This is a genomic window from Granulosicoccus antarcticus IMCC3135 (assembly GCF_002215215.1).
GTDB lineage: Bacteria > Pseudomonadota > Gammaproteobacteria > Granulosicoccales > Granulosicoccaceae > Granulosicoccus > Granulosicoccus antarcticus.
The window spans coordinates 6,073,542-6,087,331 of sequence record NZ_CP018632.1 but is presented as its reverse complement, the minus strand read 5'-3'; the positions used below and the strand labels follow the sequence as shown (position 1 = coordinate 6,087,331).

Annotated in this window: 10 protein-coding genes; 6 read left to right on the top strand and 4 right to left on the bottom strand. The window is 48.2% G+C overall.

Annotated elements, in window-relative coordinates:
* Positions 1-8: 8 nt before the first annotated feature.
* Positions 9-1,793 carry a vWA domain-containing protein gene (locus IMCC3135_RS26365; protein ID WP_088920305.1) on the bottom strand — a complete coding sequence of 595 codons (1,785 nt, stop codon included), beginning with the start codon at positions 1,791-1,793 and terminating at the stop codon, positions 9-11.
* A gap of 252 nt (positions 1,794-2,045) precedes the next feature.
* Between IMCC3135_RS26365 and IMCC3135_RS26360 the strand changes: the two genes are divergently transcribed.
* The 5 genes from IMCC3135_RS26360 to IMCC3135_RS26335 all read left to right on the top strand — a co-directional run bounded on the left by IMCC3135_RS26360 (position 2,046) and on the right by IMCC3135_RS26335 (position 7,602).
* On the top strand, positions 2,046-3,449 hold the full coding sequence (locus IMCC3135_RS26360; RefSeq protein ID WP_088920304.1) for a sensor histidine kinase: 1,404 nt from the start codon (positions 2,046-2,048) through the stop codon (positions 3,447-3,449).
* On the top strand, positions 3,436-3,870 hold the full coding sequence (locus IMCC3135_RS26355; protein ID WP_088920303.1) for a response regulator: 435 nt from the start codon (positions 3,436-3,438) through the stop codon (positions 3,868-3,870). Before IMCC3135_RS26360 ends, IMCC3135_RS26355 begins: the two co-directional genes overlap by 14 nt.
* A gap of 724 nt (positions 3,871-4,594) precedes the next feature.
* On the top strand, positions 4,595-6,145 hold the full coding sequence (locus IMCC3135_RS26345; protein ID WP_088920302.1) for an alanine/glycine:cation symporter family protein: 1,551 nt from the start codon (positions 4,595-4,597) through the stop codon (positions 6,143-6,145).
* A gap of 114 nt (positions 6,146-6,259) precedes the next feature.
* Positions 6,260-6,823: a hypothetical protein gene (locus tag IMCC3135_RS26340; RefSeq protein WP_088920301.1), complete on the top strand. Its 564-nt coding sequence runs from the start codon at positions 6,260-6,262 to the stop codon at positions 6,821-6,823.
* A gap of 74 nt (positions 6,824-6,897) precedes the next feature.
* Positions 6,898-7,602: a tetratricopeptide repeat protein gene (locus IMCC3135_RS26335; RefSeq protein WP_088920300.1), complete on the top strand. Its 705-nt coding sequence runs from the start codon at positions 6,898-6,900 to the stop codon at positions 7,600-7,602.
* A 194-nt stretch (positions 7,603-7,796) separates the two neighbouring features.
* Here the strand turns inward: IMCC3135_RS26335 and IMCC3135_RS26330 are convergent, their stop codons facing one another.
* From IMCC3135_RS26330 to IMCC3135_RS26320, 3 genes are all read right to left on the bottom strand, one after another.
* Positions 7,797-8,579, bottom strand: coding sequence for an enoyl-CoA hydratase-related protein (locus IMCC3135_RS26330; RefSeq protein WP_088920299.1), 783 nt, complete (start codon positions 8,577-8,579; stop codon positions 7,797-7,799).
* A gap of 135 nt (positions 8,580-8,714) precedes the next feature.
* The gene (locus IMCC3135_RS26325; protein WP_088920298.1) at positions 8,715-9,329 is read right to left on the bottom strand and encodes a 2-hydroxychromene-2-carboxylate isomerase; all 615 of its coding nucleotides are present in this window, start codon (positions 9,327-9,329) and stop codon (positions 8,715-8,717) included.
* A 36-nt stretch (positions 9,330-9,365) separates the two neighbouring features.
* A complete protein-coding gene (locus tag IMCC3135_RS26320; protein ID WP_169727591.1) occupies positions 9,366-10,553 on the bottom strand; it encodes an acetyl-CoA C-acyltransferase in 1,188 nt (395 codons plus the stop codon).
* Positions 10,554-10,764: 211 nt separating this feature from the next.
* On the opposite strand from IMCC3135_RS26320, the gene IMCC3135_RS26315 reads away from it, so the two are divergent.
* A complete protein-coding gene (locus IMCC3135_RS26315; protein ID WP_088920297.1) occupies positions 10,765-13,296 on the top strand; it encodes an EAL domain-containing protein in 2,532 nt (843 codons plus the stop codon).
* The last annotated feature ends 494 nt before the right edge of the window (positions 13,297-13,790 follow it).

Genomic DNA, 13,790 nt, shown 5'->3' with positions numbered 1-13,790 from the left:
ATATCCAATCAACCTGCATCGGGTATGTCAGCACGATTTTCAAGACGGCTGAATCGGTCCAGACTGCCGCTCATGTCAACCAGGCGCAGATATTCTGCCCGGTAACCGAAAGGATCGTCACCCAGGGAGCCTGCGCCCAATTGGCGAACGTCCTGATAGCTGAAAGATTCCAGTCGATTGTCGCCTTGCAGCAATTGTCCGAATGCTGCAACGCTTGCCGAAAACAAAAAATCCTCTGACAGTGGTGCCGGGTGTTCCGGATCGGGTTTCTTGATGATATGCGTCGTCAGGCGGCTCTTTGTCTCATCCGGCAATTTGTAGCGCAGGTGAACCTGGGCAATTTCATCCAGTCGAGGATCGCTCGAAGCCACACCGTTCAACTCTTTCTCTGCCTGTGCTGACGTTTCGTATCGTTTGGCTGAATGCCTTTCGCCGCCATCGCCTTGCAAGGCAATTTCATAAAGCGCTGTGACTGTATGACCGGCTCCTATCTCGCCAGCATCCACACGATCATTATTGAAGTCCTCGTTGGCAAGCTGCCGGTTGCTGTAGCCGATGAGACGGTACTCGCTGACCTGTTCAGGATTGAATTCGACCTGGATTTTGACGTCTCCTGCAATCGTAAGCAAGGTTGCCTGCATTTCATCAACCAGGACTTTGCGAGCCTCTCCCAAGGTGTCGATATAGGCATGGGAGCCGTTGCCCGCATCGGCCAACTGTTCCATCAGTTGGTCATTGTAATTGCCAGTACCAAATCCCAGAGTCGTCAGAGCGATACCCGATTCACGTTTTCTGGTGATCAGTTTTGTGAGTGATTTGACATCGCTGTTGCCGACATTGAAATCACCATCGGTGGCCAGAATGATGCGATTTATACCATTGATCTGAAAATTTTCATTGGCCAGTTGATACGCCAGCTCAATGCCTTGAGCTCCGTTGGTGGAGCCGCCAGCGGTTAACCGGTTCAATGCCTGGTCAATTTTTTGATGCTGGTTGCCGGGGGTGGGCTCCAGTACCGTGCCCGAGGATCCGGCGTAGACAACAATGCTGACGGTGTCGTTGGCCGACAGTTCATGGCTTAGCAGGCTGATGGACGACTTCAGCAAGCCGAGTTTGTCGGGGCTATCCATCGAACCGGAGACATCAATCAGAAAAACGAGATTGGCAGCGATAGTGTCCGCTGCCGGGGGAACGTAGCCTTTCAGACCTATGTGCAGCAGTTGGGTTTTGTCATTCCATGGCGTCTTGCCCACTTCCGTGGTAACGCTGAAGGGCACTTGCGTATCAGTTGCTGCTTCATAGTTATAGGAGAAATAGTTCAGTAATTCCTCAACTCGCACGGCATTCTCAGGTGGCAGCTGGCCGTTCTGGATAAACCGTCGAACATTTGAATAGGCTCCTGTGTCGACATCGATGCTGAAGGTAGACACAGCTTGTGTCGACGTTTGCACCGTCGCATTGCGTATCAATGCTGCATAGGTTTCCTGGCTCTGGGCAGAATATGCATTCACTGGTGCTTGCCGGTGCTCGTTGCTCTGGATCTTTTGGCGTGTGAAGCTCATGGCACTTTGAGGTTGCGACACGGCTTCGTCGCTGACTATCCCCATTGGCATTTCAGCCTGGCGACCTTTACTCGACGTAGTGGGTGAAGGAGACACCCTGACCGGTGAGTCTGAAGCAATCTGATCAGGCGAAGACCGGGTAATACCTGCATTTTCCCGATAACAACCCGCTGTCATCAGAGTGAGCGAGGTCAGGACCAGGCAAGTAGTGGACTGCGTCAATTTTTTCATGTTCGTAGGTCAACTTTCTGTAAGTAGTAATAAGCAGAACGTTGATTTTTGAAAAATGGGGTTTACGATCCGATAAATGGAAGTGTAAATTTCTGTAACACTATGGCAGTTGACGGCTATATCTTTTGGGTTAAGGTCGGCGAGCAGTTGGTAATTCAGAGGATGAAAATGGCTAGTGCGCAATGGATATGTAATGCAGATTCCTTCATACGATGATGATTCGAGCCTTTCTATTGTTGAGTTGAACCAACTATGGGGTTCTCAAACATTCTGAAACCGCGAGGAGTTCAGTGGTTTATTGTGCCGTTGATCATCGTTCTGTTGATCTCTGTGCAATTCTGGGTCGGTGCTCGTGTGCAGGCACGAACTCTGGATCTTCGCCACAGTCTGAATACCACCTATGGTGTGGCATTGGAGTTGACTCAGGTGTTGGGTTACGGTGGGCTCATCCATCATTTCAAGAATTTTCTGCTGCGACCTGACGAGATACAGTATCTGGAGGCCGGCAAAGAGGCTGCAAGAACTGCCGATGAACTGGTTTGGGAGCTGGAGCAAAGCGCCAGTAGTCTGGGTTTCGAAACAACCCTGTCGAACACACGCTCCATAATTGATGGCTACAGTGAGAGGCTGCAACGCATTCCCGGATTGGTCGATTCTGGCATGTCCGCCCATCAACTGGACAGAGCGCTGAGACTGGATGACCGATTCGCCATTCAGGAGATCAGCAGTCTGCTGGATCAGTTGTCGGTGTCAGTTAATTTTCAGGTCGAGAACATCGAAACGCAGGGACGAATCCTGAACCTGGTAAGTCTGGCTGGCACCATCGCGTTGTCATTATTGATTTTGACCCTGTTCATACAGCGTCGTCACCGCAATGAGCATATGATTTCGATTGATGCGCTCAATGAACAACTGGCCGCCAGTAACTCCCGATTGACGGAAGCCAACACCTCATTGAAACAGTTTGCGGGCATCGTCTCTCACGACCTGAAAGGCCCGCTGCGTCATATCAGTTTGTTCAACAACCAGATTCTGGAAGATATAGACAACGGGGAAATGGTTCGAAATCACGTTTGCATGAGTCAGGCGTCGGTATTGCGTATAACCGAGTTGATCAGCAGTCTGCTGGATTTCACCAAGACCGGTTTTAAACAGCCTGAACTGATACTGATAGACATCAAGCCGCTCATCATGGATGTCGTCTCGGAGTTTCAGATACCCATAGATGAGACGCACGCAAGGGTTACAGTGCAGGCCGAAGGCAAAATATTGGCAGACGCCTTGTTAATACGTCGTGTATTGCACAATCTGATGGATAACAGTCTTAAATACATGAAGACGGGCCTGCCTCCGGACGTCAACATAGTAGCGAAGTATCTTGATGATCTGGAAGGGGGGGCAATGCAAATAGTGATAAGCGACAACGGGATTGGCATTCCGTGTGAGCATGCACAACGGGTTTTCGAACCTCTGCAGCGTTTGCATTCAGGCCAGGCAGAGTACTCAGGGACCGGTATCGGTCTATCTCTTGCTAGAACCGTAGTGAATGCTCATGGTGGGCAGATCAAAGTAGACGACGATTATCGAGGGGGGACGCGCATTTGTATAACGTTACCTTGCCAAGCCAATTTGAAAAAACTTGATGCCCGAATCTGACATGATTAGTGAAAATACAATTCTGCTGGTTGAGGATGATGATATTGATGCGATGATGCTCAAGCGCAGCATCACTGTCTTGCGTCCGGATGTCAAAATTGTGAGGGCCATCAATGGTCGTGAGGCCATTGTCGCTCTGGCTACCTTGCGTCCCAGGCTGATCATCATGGATATTCGCATGCCCTTGATGGACGGGCGTGAAACTCTGGCTTTTTTGAAGAAGAGCGAGGAATATCAGGAGATTCCGGTGGTCATGATGACGACATCCGAGAACCCGGACGATATCGAATTCTGCTATCAGCATCATGCCAACGCCTATATGTCCAAGGGCATAGACATCAAGACTATCAGGACGGATATCAGCAACTTGCTGAACTTCTGGTTCGAGACTGCCAAGCAGCTGCGAACGGGCGACCAATAAAAAGGGCGGTAGCCTGACTTCAAACGCAGAGAGGCAAAGCCCTCTGTGATTGGCTCTTTGGTTTTTACCGCTGAGTGAGCAATCGTTGCATAACCCGACACCCGCTTCATTGGGGAAAGCGGCTCACCTGAAGCCTTGAATCAGAGCAGCAACGAAACCACCAGCGACTCCCAGACCCGTAAAGGCGCCGTCGAAGATCTAAGGTCGCTTGCCCAGTGCCCAGGGCATCTGCTCAATCCTATTGCACCTCGACTATCCAGGATAGGCTGCTTGGTGTTTGCCAGCAATCGGACCTCTCCGTGCACAAAAGACTTGAACTTCTGGACGTGATTCAGGATAGTCTTGATCTGCATTCCAGTACTTGTTCTCTCTGACTATTCAGACGAGCATAAATTTACAAGGAACGTCAGATTTGCTATGTTTCATCGTGCGGGCTGTGTTGATTTGAGTGTAACTTCACAATTCCATTTTATTTCAATTCAACCCGCATCCTCTTTCTGGAAACGGTAAAAATACGATGTACTGAAACCTCACTCCCGGTGATTTCTCAGTAAATAAGAAAGTCACAATGGGTTTGCTGCTATAGGTGAATAGTCACACGTTTACACAACTGTTTTTACAGGACACTAGGGTAAGCTACTTGGATTTTTAGTTACTAAAGCTGCATAGCTTCTCAGCAGTCATTTTTGAAACCCTACAAATCAAAACATAAGGTTTATATTTTATGAAAAAACCGAATAGATATCCCATAGGGATATTTTTAACTTTTTTTACAATGAGTGCATATGCTGCTGAAGGAGATCCAGGTGCTTTCAGTTCATTGCTTACAAGTATAAGTGTTGGGGTAGATACCTTTTTCAAGGATTATTTAGGTTGGTTTGTTAATCTTATTTTCTATAGTGTCCCTGTCGGTGATACTGCATTTCCTTTAATCGTCGGTTGGTTGTTTATTGCAGCAATAATTTTTACGATCTACTTCGGATTTGTTCAATTCAGACGTTCTGGTTTGGCTTTAGGTATTGTTAGTGGTAAATATTCTGATCCAGACGCGAAAGAAGATGGTGAGGTTTCTCATTTCCAGGCTTTAACAACGGCGTTATCAGGTACAGTTGGTTTGGGTAATATCGCAGGTGTTGGCGTTGCGGTAGCTATCGGTGGACCAGGTGCAACTTTCTGGATGATTTTGTGTGGCCTGTTAGGTATGGCTTCAAAATTCTTTGAGTGTACTTTGGGTGTTAAATATAGAACAGTTCTTCCTTCAGGAGCTATTTCTGGTGGTCCAATGTATTACCTGCGTGATGCAATGGCAGAAAGAGGCTTTGGTGGCTTAGGGAAGTTCCTTGCCATTGGTTTTGCATTAATGTGTATCTTGGGCTCACTTGGTGGCGGTAACATGTTCCAAGCTAACCAGGCTCATGCGATGTTAACTTATGCATTTGGTGTTCCTGCTGAGTTCGGAGTCATCACAGGTGTGGTTATTGCAGCATTAGTGTTCTCGGTAATTGTCGGTGGTATGCCTTCAATTGCATCAGTAACTGAGAAGATTGTTCCTTACATGGCTGCTCTATACCTTGGTATGGGTATCATTGTTATTGCGCTGAATGCGGGTCAAATCGGAGCTGCTTTCGGTGCAATATTCGACGGTGCATTTACAGGAGCAGGTGTTGTAGGTGGTGTTATCGGTGCAATGATTCAGGGTCTGAAACGTGCAACGTTCTCTAATGAGGCGGGTGTCGGTTCTGCGGCAATTGCTCACTCAGCAGTTAAAACAAAAGAGCCAATTACAGAAGGCTTGGTTGCAACACTTGAGCCATTCATCGATACAGTGGTTATTTGTACGATGACTGCATTGGTAATTACTATTGCAGGTTTGAACGTAGCTCCATTTGATGGCGCTGACTTGACAGGTGTTCAATTAACAGCTGCTTCATTCTCAGATTCAATTGGTGTTTTCAAATACTTCCTTGCTGTAGCAGTAATCATGTTTGCATTCTCAACGATGATTTCATGGTCTTACTACGGTCTTAAAGCCTGGACTTACCTTTTTGGTGAAGGCAAAGCAACAGAGATGATATTTAAAATAATTTTCTGTATCTTCGTAGTCGTTGGCGCAACTATCCAGTTCGGTGCGGTAATCGACTTCTCTGACGCGGCAATATTTGCAATGTCTATCTTCAATATTATTGGTTTGTACTTCTTGATGCCGATTGTTAAAGATGAGTTAGCTTCATTTGTAGCTCGCGTAAAATCAGGTGAAATCAAAAAATACAAATAATGGATTTAACAAATCCACGTAGTTAAAAAAAAGCCCACTCAGGTGGGCTTTTTTTATGTGTGTTAGTAATAAATAACAGAAATGTACGAAAAATAATTAGCAGGAATAATTCTAATGAAGGTAAAAGATACACCCATAGATCTCAAAAAAGCTTTACTGCAAAAAGGGCCGAAATTTAGATCACATACGATTATTTTTAATGAGAATGTAGCCGATCTTAAACCTACCATCAGCTCACTGTTATTTTGTGTTATCTATATCGTAGTGGGTTTGTTTCTATTGCTACTGGCAGTGATTGTCTATGTGAAAAATCATCAATTAGATTTTACAATCTTCCTTGGAGCGTTTGGGATAGCCATTCTGACTTTCGGTATCACCCTGGTCATGCCTTTTGTCAAGCAGGTTACTTTTGATAAGAATAGAGGTTCATTCAGAAATAATATCGATCGTAAGGTAGAACTTGGAAACATCGTCTCATTACAAATACTCGATAAAGTGATTACGAGTAAGAACGGGCTAAATTACCCATGTTACGAGCTCAATATGTTAACCAAGAATGGTCGTCGAATTAATATCCTTAATCATAATGACCTTGTTCAATTGAAGAGTGATTCTGAAAAATTAGCAGATTTTTTATCTGTAGAGCTAATCGATTTACAGTGTGAGATGGTTTTGTAAGTGTAATGAGGTATAAAAATATAAAATGACCATATTCCGATTAATTATTCAGAACGATCAATAAACAGGATTTAATGACAAACCGTCAATCGAACATAATATTTTATAGCGTTATATCCATCATTATTTACGCTTTAATCATTCATTTTATCTACCCTGATTTTTTTGGAAATCTAACAAAAAGCAAACAAGAACTATCCATAAAAGAAGCGGTAGATAAAGGAGAAAACAACATTGCACTGGACCTTTATCAAAAAATTATTGAAGAACGGATAAAGGACGACAATGAAAATAATGCCGAAACAGCGGCTATTTATGAAGAGATGGCAAGGCTATCTTTGTTGCTTGGCAGCAAGGTGGAAGAAAAAAATTATTATCTGAAATCTTTACATATAAAAGAGCAACTGAAGGAATCAGATATGTATGGCTTTGCTAACACATACGATAAGCTGGGATCACTTGCTGAAGACGATAAGCAATATGATCAAGCACAAATGTATTATGAAAAATCCTTATTAAAAAGATTGGGTGATACGGAAAATATAAAAAAGGAAGAAGAAGGTATGATTACAGGGATGCATAATTCGCGATTAAGATACATTAGGCTAAACAATGAAGCCACTATATCTGCCTTTAAAAAATTGGGAAATATCCATGGCCTGAAAAAAGAATTCGCTATTGCAAATAATTATTATGAAAAGGCATTAACGGCAAGCAAATTAACGTTTGGTGAAGATAGTGCTGAAACCCTGGAAATCATGAGCTTGATGAATCGCTAGCACTATAAAGATATGAGGCTGAGGCGTTCCGTCTAGATCGAGCACGATTTTTGTTGTCATTTTTTTGTAAAAATTACATTTACGGATAGGTAGTTTTCTTGACAACAGCTAGCCATTTATCCTTGATTCCAATAAACAAGTGGTAATTTGTTCTGAAAATGGCAATGTGTAGTGTGGTGACCAATTAGACTTGGCTACTGCTTGGACCAGCTGGTGGGACGTTTTTCCAGAAATGCTGCGAGCCCTTCCTGAGCCTCGTCCTCTGCACGAATGTGTGCCAGTCGCTGGCTAAGGGTGGTTCTGAGTTGTTCGTCGATGGGTTTGCCGGTGACGTCGGCGATCAGTTTCTTGGAGGCGCCTTGAGCCATCGCACCACCTGCCAGTAACGCGCTGACCTTCTCGTTAACCCGGCGGTCCATATTGTCGCTGGAGCAGACATCATGGATCAGTCGAATTCGGTAGGCCTCGACAGCGTCGATGCGTTCGCCGGTCAGAAAGTAGCGTCTGGCGACTCGTGGCCCAATCGCAGCAATGGCATAGGGACTGATGGTGGCAGGGATGATGCCGAGGCGAACCTCTGAGAAACCAAATTGAGCGGTTTCATCGGCAACGACGATATCGCAGCAGCACACCAGGCCGGTGCCGCCACCCAGGGCGGCTCCACTAACGCGGGCAATGGTCGGGCGGTCGAACGAGTTCAAGGCATCGAGCATGTTTGACAATGCCATGGCATCGGCGGCGTTTTGCTCGGGACTAAGCTTGACCGAGGCTTTCATCCAGTTGATGTCGGCACCGGCGCAGAAGTTCTTGCCAGTGGCTCTGATGATCAATATGCGGGTGTTGCTGGAAAAAAGATGACTCAGTGTGGCCGTGAATTCATCGATGAACGCACGATCCATTGCGTTGTGATGGTCGGGGCGATTCAGCGTAATGGTAGTAACGCCGCGTGTATCGGTTTCAGTTTTCAGGTAAGCCATGTAATAACGGGTTCGGTGTCAGTCAGTGATTAAGATCCAGAGACAGACGATAAGCCACAACGGCCATCACGATCAATAGCGGGCATCACAGAATTACGTCAAGCGGACTGAATTCGAAATCGCAGCGCGGTAGGCTTACCAGCCACCACTGCTGATCCAGCGTTCCATTTGTTCCAGTCGGTCGTGTCCCCAGAAAGGCTCATTGTTGACAATCATGGTGGGAGAACCAAAAACACCTGCAGAAATTGCCTGCTCGATTTCAATGCGCAAAGAGTCCTTGACCGCTTGTGTTGCGATGGCCAGTAGTAGCGCCTCAGAATCGATGTCTAGCGAACCGGCTACCGCCGCGATGACGGTGGCATCGGTAATGTCCTGGCCCGCACTGAAATAGGCACGATAAATCGCATGGATGAAGTCTGCGGTTTTGGCTCTTAATTGCGGGTCGCTGTTGTCTCGTAGCCATAAGCTAGCGCGTGAGGCGGCGATTGCGCCAATAGGGAACTGGGCAGGGTGCTGATACTCGAGCTGGTGCTCCCGCGCTGAACGAGAAAAATCTCTGACAGCATAGTCGCCTCTCAGAGGCGATTCAGTCAGAGGCTTCTGTCCGGTGATCTTGAAAACGGCACCCAGCAATATCGGATGCCAAACCACCGTGCAACCGGATTTGGCGGCAATCGCTTCAATTCGTTCACAGGCAAGATAGCCGTAGGGCGAAGAGTAGTCAAAATAGAAGTCTATGCAGTTGCTCATCCGATTCCTTTTTGTTTTTCCAGCGCTGTAATCACATCATATGACTCTCTCTATTGCAACTGCTGTTGCTTCGCCGCCACCGATACACAGAGAGGCCATGCCCAGAGATAGCGAATGATGTTCGAGTGCGTGCAACAAGGTAACCAGAATGCGCGCACCTGAGGCACCAATGGGATGGCCCAGAGCACAGGCACCGCCATGAACGTTAACCTTCTCATGCGGCAGTTTGAGTTCGTGCATGGCGGCCATGGTGACGACAGCGAAGGCTTCGTTGATCTCATACAGGTCGATATCACTGGCTTGTCGGCCTATTTTTGCCAGTAATTTTTCCATCGCATAGACCGGTGCCGTGGTGAACCAGGCGGGTGCCTGCGCATGGGTCGCGTGTGCCAGAATGCGGGCTCGTGGCGTCAGGCCGCGTCGCTCGGCTTCGGACTCACGCATCAGTAGCATGGCTGCAGAGCCATCGGATATGGAGCTGGCGTTGGCAGCGGTGACGGTACCGTCCTTGGCAAAGGCGGCGCGCAGTCCGGGTATGCGTTCCAGGTTGGCCTTGGGCGGTTGCTCATCGTGCAAAATCTGTGTGTCGCCTTTGCGACTCTTGACGGTAACCGGCGCAATTTCGCGGGAAAACGCGCCAGACTCAATTGCCTGTCGAGCACGTTGCAACGATGTGATGGCAAAGGCATCCTGAGCTTCACGTGTAAATTGATAATGAGTGGCCGTGAGCTCGGCGAAGTGGCCCATCAACTTGCCAGTCTCGTAGGCATCTTCCAGGCCGTCGAGGAACATATGATCTTTGACCTCGCCGTGCCCCATACGCAAACCTTCCCGGGCCTTGGGAAGTAGGTAGGGAGCATTGCTCATGCTTTCAAAACCACCTGCCACCACAATCTTGTTGGTGCCAGCCAGCAGCTGGTCATGAGCGAACATGGTGGCCTTCATGCCAGAACCACACATTTTGTTAACCGTTGAACAACCAACAGAGTCGGGCAAGCCGGCTGCCAGAGATGCCTGGCGGGCCGGCGCCTGGCCAAGACCGGCAGGCAGAACGCAGCCCATGATGACTTCGTCAATCTCCTCGACGTTGATGCCGGTACGTTCCAGTATTGCCCGAATGCTGACGGCACCCAGCTCGGTTGCTGAAACCGGCGACAGGTCTCCCTGGAATCCCCCCATCGGGGTGCGGGCGGCTTCTACGATGACGATGGGGTCGGTGGGCATTATTTTCATGATGAGGTATCGTCCGATCAGGCAGGCTTTGACAAGGTTTGAAATTCAACGAACAGGGCGGTAATGTCACATATTGTGTCAGCAGCTGCTGGTGGCAGCCAGAAACGTGTAAACCACGCATTTTGTCGCAAAGATTCAACAATATTCACTGACACGTATAACGTTTGTCTTTGGATATTAAACTATAATCAAGTTCCTTCCGGTGGCCAGAACGAGATGCCTGTTTCTCCGTGAACCTCAGTTGCTCAAGAATGGAATCAATGTGCAGATGCTGATTCGGGGTGGCGTCCTTGGGCAAGGTAGCGACCGAGTTGCCCTCAAGGACGAACGCCTGATCTATCGTGCATGTTCAATGGCTTTCGCTCTCAGCGTCGGTCGCGGGTCGCCTGACGAAGTCATTGGCAGAACCGATTTTGATCTGTTTTCCGGTGAAATTGCCCGTGAGCAGATGGCTCTGGACAGTCAGGCCATATTTTCCGCGCAGGCTGACATCAGCGCAATCCGTCTTGATTCCCTTGCTCGTGACGAGGGGCAGGTGCAAGCCATGATTGTGCGGACACCGATCATTACGAGTGATAACAAGGTTCGTGGCATCGATATCCGGTTGATCGGCGGCCCGCAACTGAACTTGCCGAACTCCGCGGTTACCATCGACTATCAGACCCTTGTCAACGATGGTATCCAGGGCAGCCTGATCATTGATCGCACCACGATACTGTTCGCCAACGACATGGCTGCACGGGTGCTCGGTTATCCCAGCGCTCAGGCTCTGATGGAAAATGGGCAGGTCAGTGAGTTGTTCAGTGCTCAAGAGTTGCAGCGTGCGACTCGTATGGCGCTCACTGATCAGATCTCTGCGGTGCGTGCTGAAGAACAGCGCATCAATTTGCAGGCGCAATCGCAAACCGGCAGTCTGGTGCGGTTGATTGCCCGAGTCACGCAAGTACAGTGGGGGCAAACGCAAGCCACTCTTCTGTCTTTCGTCGATGTGGCAATTACTCAGCAACCACAAAATGTCGCACTGGCCATGCGGGCTGGTGAATTGAAAAAACAACTGGCAGAAATGCAGCGCATTCGCGCCAATGAACAACGTTACCGGCATTATGCAAGTGCGGCTGCCGATTTTTTCTGGGAGCTGGATGCCAAACTGACTTTTCGAGTGGCATCGGACGGTCTGGCACGTGTGCTGGGTATTACGCGCGAAAATATTGTCGGTCGAACAATCGACCAACTGCTGGATCATCCAGCCAATATCAATACAGAGTCCCATTGGGCTGGGCATTTGAAACAGTTGCGTGCTTGCCGGCCTTTTCGTGATTTTGAATTCCGATGGTCTGTGGGTGGCGAAACTCGCGTTGTACGTTATAGCGGTATTCCGGTCTTCAATCAGGCGCGCGAATTTGTTGGTTACCGGGGTGTCGGGTGCGATGTGACCGCCTCGGTTCGCCAGGCTGAGACAACGGCCTATCATGCCAGTCACGATGCACTGACAGGTCTGGTGAATCGGCGTAGTTTTGAGAGTACGGTGCAAGAAGCCCTGGTCGCTTCCCGGTTGACGCGACAGGCACACGCCCTGTGCTTCATGGATCTGGACTCCTTCAAGATCGTCAACGATACCTGCGGTCATCAGGCAGGCGATGAGCTGTTGCGTCAGCTGACTCAGCTATTTGACTCTCTGGTGCGAAAAAGTGACGTATTGGCTCGATTGGGTGGCGATGAATTTGGTGTGCTGCTATATAAGTGTGGTGTTCCTGAAGCGCTCAAACTGGCGAATCAGATTCGGCACGAAGTCGAGAATTTTCAGTTTCTCTGGCACGAGAACCGCTTCACGATCGGTGTCAGTGTGGGGCTGGTGGTGGTGGATGATCGATGGGAGAGCATCCAGTCCCTGTTCGGTGCCGTTGATTCAGCCTGCTATATCGCCAAGAACGAAGGCCGTAATCGAGTCGTTGTCTACCGGGAAGGCGAGGGCAATGCGAGCAATCGCAAAGTGTCGACCCATTGGGTAGAGGAAATCAACGCCGCTCTGGAGACGGGGCGGCTGCGCCTGGCCTGTCAGAGAATCATGCCGTTGAACAAGGCTTCTGACGGATTGCGATTCGAAATGCTGTTGCGATTGGAGTTGCCTAATGGAGAGTTGATCGTGCCGCAGGCCTTTCTACCCTCCGCTGAGCGCTATGGGCTGGTTTCGGCGCTGGACGAGAGAGCAATAGAATTGACGTTGAGCTGGCTCAGTGCCAATTCGGAGTTGCTGCATAACATTCGACACGTCTCCATCAACTTGTCAGCAGGCTCCTTCACGGATGCGCAGTTTTGCCAGCGACTGGTCAAGTCAATTGCCAGCAGTCCAGTGCCGGCCAGTAAGCTGTGTTTCGAAATTGCCGAAACTGCCGCCATAACCAATCTGTCAAAGGTCAGCGCCTTCATGCATGAGCTGTCTGCAATTGGTTGCCGTTTCGGTATTGACGACTTCGGCTCAGGTTTGTCCTCCTTTGCCTATCTTAGAAAATTACCCGTCGATTTTCTGAAAATAGACGGTTTGTTGATCAAGGATATTCTGGATGACGAGACTGATTTCACCCTGGTAAAAGCCATCAGCGATATCAGCAAATCGCTCGGAAAACGCACCGTTGCCGAATTTATCGAGTCACCACAGCTGCTGGATGCTGTTAGGGAAATAGGTATTGACTTTGGCCAGGGTTTCCATTTGGGTGAGCCAGAATTAATTTCCTGAGCTTGAATAAAAGAAATTTTACCGTTAAAATAGTGATTTATATTACTATTTTTTATAGTTTAAGCCTGATGTAGCACCAATTCAGTAATGACTTTATCCTTGCCATTTAGTCAAGAATAAGACTTATTCCTGATTGTCAATGCTATTGGCATGGGCCTTTTGGCCCCTTTTTGCCCTTCTATCATGTCCAAATCCTCACGAATTACAGGCAAGGTTTGGCCGGGTTTACGGTAGTTTTCCCGTAGACTTTTAATCTGTAGTGGATATTTCATGTGTGTGCAGTACCGAGACCTAAGTCTGGGGCAGCTCGAAACTACTTTACTTCATACGTTGTAAGCCGTTTGCCGCGAGAGGATTTTCAAGCGCAAATGGTTTCTGCTAATTACACCAAGGCATTTATTGTCTTCAGGGGGCCAAGGTAGGACCTCCCTTGAAGCGCATAGTGCTGATGAGAATTTAGACGATAAACGATGACCAGTAATAACTTTGTAATT